The organism is uncultured Rhodoblastus sp., from assembly GCF_903903185.1.
GTDB lineage: Bacteria > Pseudomonadota > Alphaproteobacteria > Rhizobiales > Beijerinckiaceae > Rhodoblastus.
The window spans coordinates 1-16411 of sequence record NZ_CAIUXT010000107.1 but is presented as its reverse complement, the minus strand read 5'-3'; the positions used below and the strand labels follow the sequence as shown (position 1 = coordinate 16411).

Annotated in this window: 14 protein-coding genes; 5 read left to right on the top strand and 9 right to left on the bottom strand. The window is 61.1% G+C overall.

The genetic code is table 11. The features are described from left to right. The 6 genes from QZY01_RS09720 to QZY01_RS09695 all read right to left on the bottom strand — a co-directional run. A partial coding sequence (locus QZY01_RS09720; RefSeq protein ID WP_294536416.1) for a DNA translocase FtsK 4TM domain-containing protein occupies positions 1 to 1532 on the bottom strand: 1532 nt, incomplete at its 3' end. A gap of 180 nt (positions 1533 to 1712) precedes the next feature. Then, complete coding sequence (locus QZY01_RS09715) at positions 1713 to 2363, bottom strand: CarD family transcriptional regulator (protein WP_294536420.1); 651 nt, start codon at positions 2361 to 2363, stop codon at positions 1713 to 1715. Positions 2364 to 3005: 642 nt separating this feature from the next. Beyond that, positions 3006 to 3344, bottom strand: coding sequence for a ferredoxin FdxA (fdxA, locus tag QZY01_RS09710; RefSeq protein WP_294536414.1), 339 nt, complete (start codon positions 3342 to 3344; stop codon positions 3006 to 3008). Between the two features lie 111 nt (positions 3345 to 3455). Then, the gene (cobT, locus tag QZY01_RS09705; RefSeq protein WP_294536412.1) at positions 3456 to 5321 is read right to left on the bottom strand and encodes a cobaltochelatase subunit CobT; all 1866 of its coding nucleotides are present in this window, start codon (positions 5319 to 5321) and stop codon (positions 3456 to 3458) included. 46 nt (positions 5322 to 5367) lie between these two features. Next, entirely contained in the window at positions 5368 to 6363 is a 996-nt protein-coding gene (gene cobS / locus QZY01_RS09700) for a cobaltochelatase subunit CobS (RefSeq protein ID WP_294536410.1), read from the bottom strand. 212 nt (positions 6364 to 6575) lie between these two features. Continuing rightward, positions 6576 to 7028 (bottom strand): J domain-containing protein, encoded by a 453-nt coding sequence (locus QZY01_RS09695; RefSeq protein WP_342394893.1) that lies wholly within the window; start codon positions 7026 to 7028, stop codon positions 6576 to 6578. A 273-nt stretch (positions 7029 to 7301) separates the two neighbouring features. Between QZY01_RS09695 and QZY01_RS09690 the strand changes: the two genes are divergently transcribed. The 4 genes from QZY01_RS09690 (at position 7302) to QZY01_RS09675 (ending at position 10573) form a co-directional block, all read left to right on the top strand. After that, positions 7302 to 7565, top strand: coding sequence for a BolA family protein (locus QZY01_RS09690; RefSeq protein WP_294536418.1), 264 nt, complete (start codon positions 7302 to 7304; stop codon positions 7563 to 7565). Positions 7566 to 7795: 230 nt separating this feature from the next. Further along, complete coding sequence (locus QZY01_RS09685; protein WP_294536406.1) at positions 7796 to 9067, top strand: D-alanyl-D-alanine carboxypeptidase family protein; 1272 nt, start codon at positions 7796 to 7798, stop codon at positions 9065 to 9067. Next, positions 9064 to 10215 carry a GTP-binding protein gene (locus QZY01_RS09680; protein ID WP_294536404.1) on the top strand — a complete coding sequence of 384 codons (1152 nt, stop codon included), beginning with the start codon at positions 9064 to 9066 and terminating at the stop codon, positions 10213 to 10215. The genes QZY01_RS09685 and QZY01_RS09680 overlap by 4 nt, the downstream gene beginning before the upstream one ends. A gap of 46 nt (positions 10216 to 10261) precedes the next feature. Beyond that, the gene (locus QZY01_RS09675; RefSeq protein ID WP_294536402.1) at positions 10262 to 10573 is read left to right on the top strand and encodes an RNA-binding S4 domain-containing protein; all 312 of its coding nucleotides are present in this window, start codon (positions 10262 to 10264) and stop codon (positions 10571 to 10573) included. Positions 10574 to 10633: 60 nt separating this feature from the next. Here QZY01_RS09675 and QZY01_RS09670 read toward each other — a convergent pair whose 3' ends face one another. After that, a complete protein-coding gene (locus QZY01_RS09670) occupies positions 10634 to 12310 on the bottom strand; it encodes an acyl-CoA dehydrogenase family protein (RefSeq protein WP_294536400.1) in 1677 nt (558 codons plus the stop codon). 94 nt (positions 12311 to 12404) lie between these two features. Then, positions 12405 to 14441, bottom strand: coding sequence for a M3 family metallopeptidase (locus QZY01_RS09665; protein WP_294536398.1), 2037 nt, complete (start codon positions 14439 to 14441; stop codon positions 12405 to 12407). A gap of 189 nt (positions 14442 to 14630) precedes the next feature. Between QZY01_RS09665 and QZY01_RS09660 the strand changes: the two genes are divergently transcribed. Then, positions 14631 to 15497 (top strand): YihY/virulence factor BrkB family protein, encoded by an 867-nt coding sequence (locus QZY01_RS09660; RefSeq protein WP_294536396.1) that lies wholly within the window; start codon positions 14631 to 14633, stop codon positions 15495 to 15497. Between the two features lie 49 nt (positions 15498 to 15546). Here QZY01_RS09660 and ccrA read toward each other — a convergent pair. Then, positions 15547 to 16411, bottom strand: an 865-nt coding sequence (gene ccrA / locus QZY01_RS09655; protein ID WP_294536394.1) for a crotonyl-CoA carboxylase/reductase, incomplete at its 5' end; no start/stop codon positions are given.

The following is a 16411-nucleotide window of genomic DNA, read 5'->3' as shown; positions in this document are numbered from 1 at the left end:
TCGACCATGATGAGGCGGCAGTCCTGCGGCTTGAGCCGGTACAAGAGCGACAGGATCATGGTGTTGATGGCGACCGACTTGCCGGAGCCGGTGGTTCCGGCGACGAGCAGATGCGGCATTTTGGCGAGATCGACGATGACGGGTTCGCCGCCGATGGTTTTTCCCAGCGCGATGGCGAGCTTGTGTTTGGCGCCAGTGAAATCGGGGGAGGCGACCAATTCGCGCAAATAGACCGTTTCGCGGCGGGGATTGGGCAGTTCGATGCCGATCGCGTTGCGACCGGGCACGACGGCGACGCGGGCGGAGATGGCGGACATCGAGCGGGCGATGTCGTCGGCCAGCCCGATCACCCGCGACGATTTGATCCCCGGCGCCGGCTCGAATTCGTAAAGCGTCACCACCGGGCCGGGATGCACGCTGATGATGTCGCCTCTGACGCTGAAGTCTTCGAGAACGCCTTCTAGCAGACGGGCATTTTGTTCGAGCGAGTCTTCGGCGACGCCGGCGGTGGTTTTTCTTGCCGGCGCCAAAAACGAAATTGCGGGCGGCGCATATTCAAGCGATTTTCGGAAAGACGTTTCGTCGAACAACGGTTCGGCGGGATGGAATTTGGCGCTCCTGCTTTTATATTGGGCGGATGCAACGTCGGCGGCCGATTCTTGTTCGCGAGCTGCTTTTGGTGTTTGGCCGGCGCGAGGGTTGGTTGGCGCGTCGACGCGTTTTTCGGCGCTTAAACTGTCCCAGGCGTAATCATTCTGCTCGTCATATTTCCCGTCCGTGAGAGACCTGTGCCGAGCGGTCTTGCCTGAAAAGCCAAAAGCCTTATTGGCTAACGCGCCGATCGTGGCAAGCCAGCAGCCAAAAAATGGGCCGGAATAGCCGTGAGTCGGCGCATTTCCAGTGCTGTGGAGACCGGTGCGGTCGTCTTTGGAATAAGGCGCTGATTCGGAGTCCAAATCCTCGGACTGGTCGTGGAAAGGCGAACCGAAGCCAGCCGAAGCTGTCAGCGCCATAATTGCGACCGCCAAAAACAGAATTCCGCACAGAGCGACGCCAAAAGGTGAAAAATAGTGCTTTGGCAGGGTGATGACGGCATCGCCGATCACCCCTCCGAGGCCGGTCGGAAGCGGCCAGCGATCGGTTGTCGGCAGAAGCGAGGCCACGGCGGCGGAGCAGGCGGCGCCGATGAGCCAATATCCCGACTGGAGGGTTTTCCGAGGAAGCGGACGATGCGTGAGGATACGCCAGCCTAGCAGGCCCAGGGGCGCGAGCAAGGCAATCGACCCTACGCCGATCAATTGCATGACGAGATCGGCGACAATGGCGCCTTTGGCGCCGAAAGCGTTGTGAACAGTCCCGTCGGTGGCGTGATTGTAACTTGGATCGCTGACCGACCAGGTCGCGAGCGCCACGCCAAGCGAAGCAGTCATCAAAATCAGGAGAAGCCCCAACGCTTCCTGTACCCGGCGGAAGAGGAAAATTCTTGCGGATTCAGGCAGCGCCTCGCCGAAGGGAAATGTTGTCGTGCGCATTCAAACTTTTTCATCCTCGCTGCGCGACGGCTGTTGAGGCAAGCCTAGTTGGATCGGGTTAACTTTGACTTAACCTTATCGCCGCTGTGTTGGCGCGAAGATAATTTGTCAAAAAAAGAGGCGGCTTCTGCAAGCCGCCTCAAGGAAAGTTTTCGCGCAAAGAAACGAGCCGGGAGCCCTTCAGGCGGCCTCTTCGACATCCCCATCTTCCACAGCGACCGCTTCATCCGCCTTGCCGGCGCGACGCGGGCCTTTTTGCAATTGCGACTCGATCACCTTGAGAGCGTCGGCGTCGCCCAGTTTCTGGACGGCGGCGATTTCACGAGCCATCCGGTCAATTGCGGCCTCATAGAGTTGGCGTTCCGAATAGGACTGCTCGGGTTGGACATCGGAACGGTAGAGATCGCGAACGACTTCGGCGATAGCGACGAGATCGCCGGAATTGATCTTGGCCTCGTATTCCTGCGCCCGGCGGGACCACATCGTACGCTTCACCCGGGCGCGACCGGTCAGGGTATCCAGCGCCTTCTTGACGACATCGGCTTCGGCGAGCTTGCGCATGCCCACGGAGGCGACTTTCGGCGTCGGCACCTTGAGCGTCATTTTATCCTTGACGAACGAAATCACGTAAAGCTCCAGCTTGAAGCCGGCGACTTCCTGTTCTTCGATCGCCATGATCTGGCCGACGCCATGCGCCGGATAGACGATGAACTCATTGGCTTTAAACCCGGCTTTGGCGTTGGAGGGCTTGATCGGCGCCTTTCCGGAAGGTACAGCAGCTTTGCTCGGATCAGTGGAACGGGGGGCGGACGATGCGGCAGTCGCCGGCAATGAAGGTTTTTTCTGCGTCACCTTGGTCCAATCACTAATGGTTTGAGGTCCATTGTAACAGCGGGGTGGCCAAGCGAGGCTACTACGCTGAACTCGGCAAAAATCGAACGCGAAGTCCAATTTTGCCAGCGCCTTGTCTCATCAGGGCGGCGCCAATCCCTAAATGGTCGTTGTTCGGATTTTCTCCAGCACGAACTCACCCTTTTTAGTGCCCCAACGCCTTTAGCGCCCCAACGTCGGCGGCCATTTCAGACCGCTTAGTTCCCCCGGCTTAAACGTCCAAGCGCACCTTGGCCGCTAAAACGATCCAACCGCGAAAATCCCGAATTCGCCCTGACTTTCAAGCGGTGCGGAGATCACGCAAGAGATTGGGCTTTAGCGGCAGAAACGGGCTCCTCGCCAAGGCGGGAGCCGGGTGCAGAAACAGAATGAGTGAGCAGGCGTCAAAGTGGATTGACTACAACCGGATTGATAACACAAATTAAAGGCCGAATCAAAGAATTCTTGATTCGACGAAAAAGGCCATCGTTCAAAGGTTAACGGCGGCCGCCAGCTTTAGGCTCGCAGCATTCTCCAGCTCCCAGCGACGCAGGGGCGGAGAAGGACGTACAGGAGCGCTTTGCTCTTTCGGTCAACCGGCTCTCAGTCGCCTTGACCCGGCTCCTTGCTGAAAAAAGCGTCGAATTTTCCCGGACGGCCGTCAAATTCTTTCGAATCCGGCGCGGCTTCGCGCTTGATCGTAACATTCGGCCAAAGTTGCGCATATTCCGCGTTCAGGCCGAGCCACGTTTCGAGGTCCGGCTCCGTATCCGGCTTGATGGCTTCAGCGGGACATTCCGGTTCGCAAACGCCGCAATCGATACATTCATCCGGATGTATAACGAGCATGTTTTCGCCCTCGTAGAAACAGTCCACGGGGCACACCTCGACGCAATCCATATACTTGCATTTGATGCAATTTTCGATGACGACGTAGGTCATTATCCTCTCCGCGCGCAGTCGCGAGACCGAGCGATCAACCTGATTGAATGGCTTGCTAGCGCTTTTATCGCCGCCATGCAAGCGATCGGTCTTGCGTTCTTTGTGCGTCGTTCACGCGGCGGATTCGCTGAACAGCTCGGCGAGCTTTTCGGTCATGGCGCCCCCGAGTTCCTCTGCGTCGACGATCGTCAGCGCGCGGCGATAGTAGCGCGTGACGTCGTGGCCGATGCCGATCGCGATCAGTTCGACCGCCGACCGCGATTCGATTTCTTCGATTTTCTGCCGCAAGTGACGCTCAAGATAATGGCCGGGATTGACGGAGAGCGTCGAATCGTCGACGGGCGCGCCATCGGAGATCATCATCAAAATCTTGCGCTGCTCCGGCCGCGCCAACAGGCGACGATAGGCCCATTCGAGCGCCTCGCCGTCGATATTTTCCTTGAGCAGCCCTTCGCGCATCATCAGGCCGAGATTTTTTCGCGCGCGGCGCCAGGGGGCGTCGGCGGATTTGTAGATGATATGGCGCAAGTCGTTGAGACGACCGGGATTGACCGGCTTGCCGGCCTGCAGCCAAGCTTCCCGCGACTGGCCGCCTTTCCAGGCGCGCGTGGTGAAGCCGAGAATTTCGACCTTGACGCTGCAGCGTTCCAGAGTGCGCGCCAGAATGTCCGCGCACGTCGACGCGACCGTGATGGGTCGCCCGCGCATGGAGCCGGAATTGTCGATCAGCAGGGTGACGACCGTATCGCGAAAATTCGCGTCCTTTTCGCGCTTGAAGGAAAGCGGCAATTGCGGATCGACAATGACGCGGGAAAGTCGCGCCGGGTCCAGCATACCCTCCTCCAGGTCGAATTCCCAGGCGCGGTTTTGCTGAGCCATCAAGCGTCTCTGCAGGCGATTGGCGAGCCGCGCGACGACGGGGGAAAGATGATGCAATTGCTTGTCGAGATAGGCGCGCAGCCTTTCGAGTTCTTCCGGTTCGCATAAGTCTTCGGCCCGGATGATTTCATCGAATTGCGGCGCATAGGCGCGATAGTCGCTCTTGGTCGATTGGGCGTTGGAAAACGGCGGCCTGATCGCTGCTCCGGCGTCCCCGCTGTCGCCGGGCTGCATTTCGTCCGGCGCTTCGCCGGGCGGGCCGTCTTCCGCCTCCAACTCGCCTTCGTGGATTTCCTTGTCCGAGTCCTCAATGCGTTCGCTGGCAATCGAATCGGCGGGTTCGGTTTCGTCGCCACCGTTTTCCTGTGACTCATCGGCCCCAGGCTTGTCCTCGCCGCTCGTCTCATCGTTCTCGTCGCGGTCATTCTCGCCCGGTTCGGACATGTCCAGGTCGGCGAGAATCTTGCGGGCGAGTTTGGCGAACGAACGCTGGTTTTCGAGCTTTTCGCCGAGCAGCGCGAGGTCCGCGCCGGCGCGCGTCTCCAGGCTCTCGCGCCAGAGCTCGACGAGATGGGCGGCGGCCGGCGGCGGGGGCGCGCCGGTCAGCTTTTCGCGCACCAGCAGCGCCAGGGCGTCTTCGAGCGGGGCATCGGCGCGTTGCCGAACCTCGGCGAACGGACTGCGCTCATAGCGGTCCTGCAGCGCGGCGCCGAGATTTTGCGCGGTTCCCAGCATCCTGCGGGCGCCGATCGCTTCGACGCGCGCCTGTTCCAGCGCGTCGAAAATGACACGCGCCGTCAGCGCCTGCGGCGCCAGGCGGCGATGAAGCGGCTCATCGTGACAAGCCAGACGCAGGGCGATTGCGTCCGCCTGCCCTCGCAGGATCGCGGCGTCGCGCGGCTCCATTCGGCGGGGCGGCTCCGGCAGCCGGGCCTTGCCATGATCGGCCGCGCCCATAGCCCCCGGCTTTTCCGGCGCAAAGCTGACTTCAAGCTCGGGTGCGCGGGCCATGGCGCGCAGACACCCGGAAACCGCTCGCTTGAACGGTTCATGGGGCGCCTCGCGCGGCGAAGCGCCTTTCTGATTGGACAAGCTCACCGGACAACTCCAACCTGCGGGCGCGGACGAATAAAAGCGGCGGGCGTCAGCTCAGCGCCACATTGACGGAGCTTTCCGGGAGGTCCTTGCCAAACGAGCGCTGATAGAATTCCGCGACCAGCGGCCGCTCCAACTCGTCGCATTTGTTGAGGAAAGTCAGACGGAAAGCGAAACCGATATCGCCGAAGATTTCGGTGTTTTCCGCCCAGGTGATGACGGTGCGCGGGCTCATGACCGTTGAAAGATCGCCGTTCATGAAGGCGTTGCGGGTCAGATCGGCGACGCGCACCATTTTTCCGATGGTGTCCAGCCCCTCCCTGGTTTTCTGAAAGGACTTCACCTTCGCCGAGACAATGTCGACCTCCTTGTCATGCGGCAGATAGTTCAGGGTCGTCACGATCGACCAGCGGTCCATCTGGCCCTGATTGATCTGCTGCGTGCCATGATAGAGCCCGGAAGTGTCGCCGAGGCCGATCGTATTGGCGGTGGAGAACAGGCGAAAGGCCGGATGGGGACTGATCACCCTGTTCTGGTCGAGCAAGGTCAGTCGGCCGGAAACTTCGAGTACGCGCTGAATGACAAACATCACATCGGGCCGGCCCGCGTCATATTCGTCGAAACAGAGCGCGATATTGTTTTGTAGCGCCCAGGGAAGAATGCCGTCGCGAAATTCCGTCACCTGCTTGCCGTCGCGCAACACGATGGCGTCCTTGCCGACGAGATCGATGCGCGAAACGTGGCTGTCGAGATTGACGCGGACCAACGGCCAGTTGAGCCGGGCCGCGACTTGTTCGACATGGGTCGATTTTCCGGTGCCGTGGTAGCCGGTGATCATGACGCGGCGGTTGAAGGCGAAACCGGCCAGGATCGCCAGTGTCGTCGTGCGGTCAAATAGATAATCGCGGTCCAGATCGGGCACATGCTCGTCGCGCGTCGAAAAGGCGGGAACCTGCATGTCCGAATCGACGCCGAACGCGTCGCGCGCTGAAACCGTCCTGTCGGGCAAGCCGGTCAATAACGGCCTGGGAGTGGAAACTTGCATCTAACCTCCGGTTCCGCAACGTCGTTCCGGTTCGATGGCGACTTTGGCCGGCCTTCGGAGGGCCTGACAGGGCGGATATTGGTTTTGGGAGCGCCCGGACTGAAGCCCTGGCGTGTTTCGATGGCGACGATACCCTTCAGCAGGCATCGCTCACAAGGGGCGTCGGGGCACGATCTGCAAAGGCGCGGCTCCCATTTTGCGACTCGAAGGATTCAAACGGCGCGAAAGGTTCGCAAAACATTATATGCGTTGATGATTTCCCTCAGCCTCTCTTCGTTGGAGCGGTCGCCGCAATTCGCGTCCGGATGCAGGCGTTTGACCAGATCCTTGTAGCGCGCCTTGATTTCGGTTGAACCGGCGTCGTCATCGAGTCCAAGGACATGCAGGGCCTTGCGGGCGACGACGCCATGCCGGGGCTGGCGGGTCGCGTGGGGAGCGGCGCGACGGGCGCCCTGCATATTGAAGGGCTCGCGCGCCGATGCGCCACCGGCGCCTTGGCGTTCGGCGCCCATTTTCCAGGTCGGGCGGTGACCGGTCAGAGCATCCTTTTGATAGCGCATCACCGCTTCGTCGCTCATGCCATTAAAATAATTATAGGTTGCATTATATTCGCGGACGTGGTCGAGGCAGAAACAGAAGTACTGGCCTTCGCGCAAACGGCCCATTGGCGCGCGGAATTCTCCGGGCGCCTGGCATGCGGGGTGCTGGCATAGCGGACCGGACGGCGGCGTATGCGCCGGCGCGGCGTCGCGGCGCGTCCTGATCCGATCGAAAAGGGGAGAATTCAAATCCATGACCGGCACAATATGGTCGATAAGGGCGCCGGAGCAAGAACGGGAAAACGATTAAATAGCTTGACTTTCATATGCACGGCCGAGTTGTGGCCAGGAAGAGGAAGCATCATGACGCAATCGGAACGACGCGCAGTGCGGGAAGTGATGGAGGAAAAGCTCACCACCGCATTTGCGCCGCAATTTTTGCGGGTAATCGACGAATCGCATGAACATGCAGGTCATCTGGGTCATCCGGGAGGTGCCGGCCATGGGGGCGAAACACATTTTCGCGTCGAGATCGTGGCGGAACGTTTTTCGGGAAAGAGTCGGGTCGAGCGTCATCGCGCGGTCAATGATCTGTTGGCCGAGCAGTTCGCCAACGGAGTCCATGCGCTGGCCCTCAATCTCCGGGCGCCCGGCGAGAAGTGAAATCGGCTTTCGTTGAATTTTCGGGTGTTTTTCGCTTATGTGTCAGGGAAATCCCCGGAAAAGGTTCTGAATCCATGATTGTCGACCGGATGGGCAAACTGGATTATGCAAAAATGATCAGCTCCTCGCATCGGAATGGCAGGATTCGAGTTCGCAGATTTCGGGCGTTTGGAGCCTGCTCCGCAGCCATCTTATCTTTATGCTGTTCGCCCGGTCTCGACAGTCCGGCCATGGCCAAGCCCAAAGCCGCCGCGCATCGCGCGGAACAGCCGGTTCATCATACGCGGACGCCCTTCATAGCCATAGATGTGCCGAGCGGCCGGGTGATCGAGCAACGGGACGCGACGCGGACCTGGTATCCGGCTTCCATCACCAAACTGATGACCGTCTATGTCGCGCTTCAGGCCGTGCGGCAGGGGCGGCTCGCCATGGATACGCCGCTGGTGGTCTCGGCACGGGCGGCGAGCATGAAGCCGTCCAAAATGGGATTTGCGCCGGGCTCGCAGATTACGCTCGATAATGCATTGAAAATGTTGATGGTCAAATCCGCCAACGATATGGCGGTAACGATTGCCGAGGGCGTCTCGGGTTCGGTCGAAGCTTTCGCCGATGAAATGAACGAGGCCGCCTCGTCATTGGGAATGCGTGAATCGCATTTCGTCAATCCCAATGGCCTGCCAGACCCCAATCACGTCAGCTCGGCCCGGGATATGGCGGTTCTCGGGCGCGCGCTGCTGCTTCGCTTTCCCGAACATGCCGATCTGTTCAATATTGGCGCGATGAAACTCGGCGAGCAGGTCATCCCGACGCATAACGGAATGCTTGGACGCTATCCCGGCGCCGATGGGATGAAAACCGGCTACACCTGCCCCGCCGGGTTCAATCTCGTCGCCAGCGCTACCCGCGAGGGACGAAAAGTCATCGTTGTGGTGCTGGGCGATCCCTCGGCGCGCAAGCGCACGGCGCGCGCGGCGAATGTGTTCGATCACGCTTTCGCCTCCGGGCAATTTGGCGATCCGGCGATCGATCTGCCATCCCAGGCCGGGCCTCCGCCCGACATGCGCGGAGAAATTTGCGTCCGTCGCAGCAAGGCCGCGCAATTGGAGGCTGAGTCCGAAGAGACGGGCGGCACGGTTCAGACGACGGAAGGTTCGGCGCCGCAGCCGAGCAATGGCGAGATCATCGCAGCTTTGCCACGTCCGGCCTATAAGCCTATCGAGGTCTTTGTCGGACCCGCCCCCGACTATACGGGGCCGGTCGCCGGTCCGCGTCCCGCCAATACGCCGATTGGCGTCATCGCCTACGCGCCGCCGGAAAAAGCAGCGGCGGTATTGCCGCTGCGGGCGGATCCGGCGGCTCTGCCGATGCGGCGGGGCAAGGCGGCGAAGCACCATGCCGAGGCGAAAAGCCACCCTAAACATTCCGTCGCCGACAATGAAAAAGCCGCAAAGGCCCAGAAAAAACCGTCTGCCGCGGCGAAGGGCAAGGCGGCGAAAAAGTGACCGCTTCCTCAAAGCCAAGGCGCGCGCCGCTTCCGGTTCCGGTGACGGTCGTCACCGGATTTCTCGGCGCCGGGAAGACCAGCCTGCTCAATAGGCTGCTTCGCGATCCGGCGCTCGCCAAATCCGTGGTGCTGATCAACGAATTCGGCGAAATCGGGCTCGATCACCTGTTCGTCGAAAAGATCGACGGCGATATGGTGACGATGGCTTCGGGTTGCCTGTGCTGCACAATTCGCGGCGATCTGATCGATTCGCTGGAAGACCTGCTGCGCCGGCGCGATAATAGCCGGATGCGGGACTTCGATCGGGTCATCATCGAGACCACCGGCCTCGCCGACCCCGCACCGGTGCTGCATACGATCATGAGCCATCCCTATCTGCTGTTGCGCTTCCGGCTCGATGGCGTGGTGACGGTCGTTGATGCGGTCAATGGCGCGGCGACGCTCGATGCTTTTCCGGAGGCGGTCAAACAGGCGGCGGTTGCCGACCGTCTGGTGCTGACCAAGACGGATTTGATCGGTTCCGAACCGCGGCGGCGGGAATTGGCGCGGCTGCTGGATCGGCTGGCCCGGCTCAATCCGACCGCGCGCCTGCTAGATCATGCGGAAACTTGGGACGCAGCGCATCTGCTCGACGCCGGCCTCTACAATCCCGCAACAAAAGCCCCGGATGTCGCCCGCTGGCTGAACGCCGAAGCGTTGATCGAGCCGGATCATGGCCACGGCCACGGCCATTCCCACGACGCTGGGGTGGACGGCAACCGGCATGACGAGTCCATCCGGTCGTTCTGTCTCGTCAGCGAGACGCCGCTGCCGCTTTCCGCCTGCGATCTGTTTCTGGAAATGCTGCGCGGCGCGCATGGGCCGAATCTGCTGCGCGTCAAGGGCGTCATCGCGTTGGCCGACGACGCGCAACGCCCGCTGGTGATCCACGGCGTCCAGCACGTCTTTCATCCGCCGGTGCGCCTCGATGCCTGGCCGGATTCGGATCATCGCACCCGCATCGTTTTCATCGTCAAGGATTTGCACCCGCTGTTGATCGAGGGGCTTTACGCCGCATTTGCGGGACAGGTTCGCGTAGATGCGCCCGACGCCCAGGCTTTGGCCCGCAATCCGCTGAATCCGAGGCTGGGGGGCCTTTTGGGCTGAATGGTCGTTCAAGCCGACCGGTCTGGTCGAAACTACTTGGAAAGCAATGGAGTCAGAGGTCGCGCGGCAGCGTCTGGACAAATGGCTGTGGTTTTCACGGCTCGTCAAGACGCGGGCGCTGGCGGTCGAACTGATCACCCAGGGCTATGTCCGCGTCGATGGAAAAAGGGCCGAACAATCCGCCAGACTTGTCGGCGCGGGCAATGTCCTGACCATCGCGTTTGAACGACGGGTGGTCGTGCTGGAGATACTTGGGCTGGCCGAACGGCGCGGCCCCTATCGCGAGGCGTCCCGGCTTTATCGGTTGATCGATGAAGCCGAAGGCGCCGCGCCCCTCAGGAAATCAAGACAAATTTAGACGTAAGAAAATTGGCTCGGCCTTTCCGACGAGTGGAAAGACCGCGCCGCATTGCCGAAATCAGGCGTCGGTTTCGAGGAGGCGCCGGGCGATGACCTGCGCCTGAATTTCCGCCGCACCCTCGAAAATATTGAGGATGCGGGCGTCGCAAAGCACGCGCGAAACCGGATATTCCAGCGCGAAACCATTGCCGCCGTGAATCTGCAAGGCGTTGTCCGCCGCCGCCCAGGCGACGCGCGCGCCGAGCAATTTGGCCTGGCCCGCTTCGAGATCGCAGCGTTTGCCCGCATCCTTGGCGCGGGCGGCGAAATAGGTCAGCTGGCGGGCGATATGGACTTCGACCGCCATGATGGCGATCTTGTCCGAGACACGCGGGAAGTGGATCAGCGCCTTGCCGAACTGCACGCGTTCCTTCGCGTAACGCAGCGCCAGCTCCATCGCCGATTGCGCCACGCCGACGGCGCGGGCGGCGGTCTGGATGCGCGCGCCTTCGAACGTCTGCATCAATTGCTTGAAGCCTTGGCCCTCGACGCCGCCAAGCAGGTTTTCCGCCGGGACTTCGAAACCGTCGAAGGCAATCTCGTATTCCTTCATGCCGCGATAGCCGAGCACTTCGATCTCGCCGCCCGACATCCCCTTGGCCGGGAACGGATTTGAATCGTCGCCGCGCGGCTTTTCCGCCAGCAGCATGGACAGGCCCTTGTAGCCGGGCTCGCCAGGATTGGTGCGGACCAGAATGGTCATCAGATCGGCGCGGACCGGATGGGTGATCCACGTCTTGTTGCCATTGACGACATATTTGTCGCCTTCGCGCACGGCGCGGGTGCGCAGCGAAGCGAGGTCGGAGCCGGTGTTCGGCTCGGTGAACACGGCGGTCGGCAGGATTTCGCCCGAGGCGATTTTTGGCAGATATTTTTCCTTCTGCTCCTGGGTGCCGCCGCACAGGATCAGTTCTCCGGCGATTTCGGAACGGGTGCCGAGCGAGCCGACGCCGATATAGGCGCGCGACAATTCTTCCGTCACCACGCACATCGCCACCTTGCCGAGGCCCATGCCGCCGAATTCCTCGGGGATAGTGAGGCCGAACACGCCAAGGTCGGCCAGACCCTGGACGATTTCGAGCGGAATATACTCGTTCTTCAAATGCCATTCATGGGCGTGGGGCGTCACTTCCGCAGCCGCATATTTGCGGATTTCATCGCGGATGGCTTCCAATGTTTCGTCGAGGCCCGGAGCGCCGACCGTGGCCGAGCCCTCCGCATGATCGACGAGTTCGACCAGCCGCGCTCGGTTGGCGACGGTCGAGCCGCTTGCGATCAGGCTGTCGATGACGGCGATGCGGCGGGCTGAAATGGCCTCGTTCGACAGGCCGAAGTCGCCGAGGCGAATGAATTCGCCCTGGCTCATCGGGATTCCGCCGAAAATCTGCGCCAGATATTCGCCGACGCCGATGCGGGTCAATAGCTCTTCAGTCTCGCCATAGAGGCCCTCGGCCTGCATGCGTTCGCCATAGGCGAGCAATTCGCGAACGGTTTCGACATAGGTCGCGAACCAGGCGACGCCATGAACGGCATGTTGTTCGCGCTCAATCAGCGCGTTGGACAACTTGCCGTTTTCGCTGACCCTTGCGCGAACGCTCGCCACGGCGTCTTGATACAAGCTTTCAATGGCATGGGTTGCGCGGGCCCCCAGCTCAAAAAAATCTTCGGTGGGGTACACTCTGGCGACCTGCGTCATCCTTGGCTCCTGATGCTCTTGACGGACGAAATTCTTTAGAATTCTATCATGTAATATTGCCAGCCCTGATGCCGCAGCGCAATATGGCATGGTCTCAGGCTAGGCCCTTCTTTCGCAGCAGTGCTTCGAACCGGGGCGGACGTCCCCGGAAAAGCGCGTAGGCTTCCTGCGGATCGCGGCGATTGCCCGCCGCATAGACATTTTCACGCAGACGCCGGGCCATCGTCTCGTCGAACAGGTCGCCGGCTTCCTCGAAAGCGGCGAATCCATCCGCGTCGAGCGCCTCGGACCACAGATAGCTGTAATAGCCGGCGGCATAGCTTTCGCCCGAGAAAATATGCGAAAAATGCGGAGCGCCATGCCTCGGGACGATTTCGGCCGGCATGGCGATCCCCCGCAAAATTTCCCATTCCGATGCTTCTACGTCATCTGTCGTCTGCGCGGATGAATGATGGAGGAAATCGATATAGGCCGAGGCGCAGAATTCGACGGTAGCGAAACCCTGGTTGAAATGGCGGGCCTCGATAATGCGGTCGATGGTCGCCTTGGGAATCGGCGCGCCGGTTTCGCAATGCACGGCGAACCGCTGCAAAATTTCAGGCTGCAAGGCCCAATGTTCATATAGTTGCGAGGGAAATTCGACAAAGTCGGTCGGCGTCGACGTCCCGCTCATCGATGGATAGACCACATCGGACAATATGCCGTGCAAGGCGTGTCCGAATTCGTGGAACAGGGTGATCACTTCGGTCAGCGTCATCAGCGTCGGACGACCGGACGAGGGTTTCGGAAAATTCATGACATTGACGACGATCGGCCGGGTCTCGCCCCCGAGTTTTTTCTGGCCGCGAAATTGCGACATCCAGGCGCCGGAGCGCTTGGAGCTGCGGGCGTAATAATCACCGAGAAAAATCGCGACATGGGCGCCATCGCGATCGACTGCTTCAAAGGCCCGGACATCGGGATGGTAGAGCGCCAGATCGTCGCACGGCAGGAAACGCAGCCCAAACAGCCTTTCAGCGCAATAAAACGCCGCCTCGATCATCCGGTCCAGCTGAAAATAACTTGAGAGCGCGCTCTGGTCGAGATCGTAGCGTTGGCGCCGAAGCTTTTCGGCATAGAAACGCCAGTCATGCGCCGCGATCTTGAAATTGGCCCCTTCCGAATCCGCAACGGCTTGAAGGCCGGCGCATTCCTCGCCCGCCCTGGCGCGCGCGGGACGCCAGACGCTGTCGAGCAGATCGAGCGCGGCTTGCGGGGCGCCGGCCATCGTCGGCTCAAGCTTGTAATCCGCGAAGGTCGCATAGCCAAGCAGGCGCGACCGCTCCTGCCGCAGGCTCAGGATTTCGGCGATCAGGGGGCGGTTGTCGGTCGGCCCCGCATGCGCGCCGCGCGCGATCCAGGCCTTGAACAGATCTTCGCGCAAGTCGCGTTTTTCACCATGGCTCAGAAACGGTTCGACACTGGAGCGCGACAGGGTCAGGGCGAAAGGTTTCGCCGTCTTGCGTTCCATGGCGGTCTGCGCCGCCGCCGCCTTGACGTCCGCAGGCAGCCCGGCGAGATCGGCCTCGTCGAGTTCCATCACGAAGCCGGATTCGTCGGCGAGGACATTTTGCGCGAATTGCGCTTCGAGACTCGCCAGTTCTTCGACGATTTCGGCGAAACGGGCGCGGTCGGAACCCTGAAGCCGCGCGCCGGTCCGCACGAAACCCTTGTAGGTCAGTTCGAGGAGACGGGCCTGTTCGTCGCTCATCGTCAAGCCGTCGCGGCTTTCATGAAGCGCCGCTACCCGGGCGAAAAGCCGGCCATTGAGCGAAATGGCGGCGTAATGGCGTGCGAGCAGCGGCGAAATGTCGCGCTCGATGGCGCGCAAATCCTCGTTGGAATCGGTTGCGACGACGTTCCAGAACACCCCGCCGACCTTGTTCAGCGCCTGGCCAGCGCTCTCCAGCGCGTCGATGGTGTTGGCGTAATCGGGCGGTTGCGCATTCTCGACGATGGTGTCGATTTCGGCGTCATGCTCCCGCATGGCGGCTTCGAAAGCAGGACGGAAATGAATTGTCGCGATCTCCGCGAAAGGCGGCAGGGCGAAAGGGCTCGTCCAGGTTTCGAGCAGCGGGTTCGGAAGGTCCATTCTCATTCTCCGATTGTCGCCAACATAGGGAGCATAGGGTGCGCGCGCCAGTTTTCTGCGTCGAGACTACGACGTGGCGGCGAATCGCTGATAGAACCTTGCGGAGGAATTCCCGGCTCCGTCCGCGCCAAAAGATTTCTCGACGCATTTTACATAGAACCCGGGAAGGAACTCTACAGGGGACATTGAATGCGGGAACTGGTTCGTCTTTTTCTCGACAGCGCGAAAGGCTTTGAAAAAGACGACGGCTACGCCATGGCCAGCCATATCGCCCTGTCTAGCCTGACGGCGATCTTTCCGTTCCTGATTTTCGTCACCAGCCTCGCCGGTTTCCTCGGCGCGCAGCCACTGGCCGACGAGGCGGCGTCGGCTTTTTTCGAAATCTGGCCGCCGCGCGTAGCGGAGCCGATCCTCAACGAAATTCACAATGTCATGAGCGGGAGGCATGGGGGGCTCTTGACGCTGAGCGCCGCTCTGGCGGCCTATTTCTCGTCCAGCGGCGTCGAAGCCCTGCGCACGGGGCTGAACCGCGCCTACGGCGCCCGCGAGACCAGGCCCTGGTGGAGATTGCGCTTGCAGTCGATCGCCTATGTCCTGATTGGCGCGCTGGCGCTGCTGTCGCTGGCGTTTCTGCTGGTTTTGGGTCCGATCGTCTGGAGCGCGATGCTCGCCTATGCGCCGGCTTTGGGCCCCCTGAGCAAAATGGTCACCCTGGGTCGTTATGGAGTCGCGACGGTCATTCTGCTGGCGGCGCTGATCATTGCCCATCGGGTCCTGCCGAACGAAAAACTTTCGCTGCGAGAGACTGCGCCGGGCATAGGCCTGACCTATGCGGCATGGATGGTCTTCGCTTTGGCCTTCAGCTCCTATCTAGGCCGGTTCGCGCTCAATTACGTCTCGACCTACGCGGGCCTCGCCTCGGTGATGATCGCCATCGTGTTTCTTTATTCACTGGCGGCCATTTTCATTTTCGGCGGCGAGTTCAACGCGGCGCTGCGCCGCAGGCGCGACCCGGCAGGGCCGCGGGCAGCCACGAAGCCCATCGCCGACGCATGAAAAAGGCGGGACTCATAGCCCCGCCCTCCGAGATTTCACTTCGACGCGATCAGCCTCCTGCGCCCGCTTCAATCACGTCCTCGATGGTCCGCAGCCCGGTCTGGGTGGCGTTGACCAGCACCGCCATATTGCCGGGCGCATGCTGGTTCTTCCACATCTTGGTGTGGGCCAGCGGAATCTTCGCCCATGGGAAGACCTCCGACATGCAGGGATCGACCCGACGGTCGATGACGAAATTATTGGCCGCCGCCGCCTGTTTCAAGTGGGCGAAATGCGAACCCTGGATGCGCTTCTGGCGCATCCAGACATAACGGGCGTCGAAGGTCAGGTTGAAACCGGACGTGCCGGCGCAGAACACCACCATGCCGCCGCGCTTGCAGACCAGCGTCGACACCGGGAATGTCGCTTCGCCCGGATGCTCGAAGACGATATCGACGTCCTTCTTGCCGGTAATGTCCCAGATGGCCTTGCCGAACTTGCGCGCTTCCTTGGTCCAGTCGGTATATTCCTGCGAATTGACCTTCGGCAGCTGGCCCCAGCATTTGAAGTCCTTGCGGTTGATCACGCCCTTCGCGCCCAGCGACAGCACGTAATCGCGCTTGGATTCGTCGGAGATGATGCCGATGGCGTTGGCGCCCGCCGCCGCGATCAGCTGCACGCCGAACACGCCGAGGCCGCCCGAGGCGCCCCAGACCAGCACATTGTCGCCGGGTTTCAGCCGGTGCGGCTCGTGGCCGAACAACATGCGATAGGCGGTGGCCAGCGTCAGCGTGTAGCAGGCGCTTTCTTCCCAGGTCAGATGTTTGGGGCGCACCATCAGCTGGCGGTCCTGGACCCGGCAGAACTGGGCGAAGGAGCCATCGGGCGTCTCGTAGCCCCAGATGCGCTGCGAGGAGGAGAACATCGGATCGCCG

Coding starts and splice junctions, on each gene's coding strand:
- fdxA (WP_294536414.1), bottom strand. CDS start 3,344: ATGACCTACGTCGTCATCGAAAATTGCATCAAATGCAAGTATATGGAT.
- cobS (WP_294536410.1), bottom strand. CDS start 6,363: ATGCAAGTTTCCACTCCCAGGCCGTTATTGACCGGCTTGCCCGACAGG.
- QZY01_RS09695 (WP_342394893.1), bottom strand. CDS start 7,028: ATGGGCCGTTTGCGCGAAGGCCAGTACTTCTGTTTCTGCCTCGACCAC.
- QZY01_RS09690 (WP_294536418.1), top strand. CDS start 7,302: ATGGAGGAAAAGCTCACCACCGCATTTGCGCCGCAATTTTTGCGGGTA.
- QZY01_RS09685 (WP_294536406.1), top strand. CDS start 7,796: ATGGCCAAGCCCAAAGCCGCCGCGCATCGCGCGGAACAGCCGGTTCAT.
- QZY01_RS09675 (WP_294536402.1), top strand. CDS start 10,262: ATGGAGTCAGAGGTCGCGCGGCAGCGTCTGGACAAATGGCTGTGGTTT.
- QZY01_RS09670 (WP_294536400.1), bottom strand. CDS start 12,310: ATGACGCAGGTCGCCAGAGTGTACCCCACCGAAGATTTTTTTGAGCTG.
- QZY01_RS09665 (WP_294536398.1), bottom strand. CDS start 14,441: ATGGACCTTCCGAACCCGCTGCTCGAAACCTGGACGAGCCCTTTCGCC.
- QZY01_RS09660 (WP_294536396.1), top strand. CDS start 14,631: ATGCGGGAACTGGTTCGTCTTTTTCTCGACAGCGCGAAAGGCTTTGAA.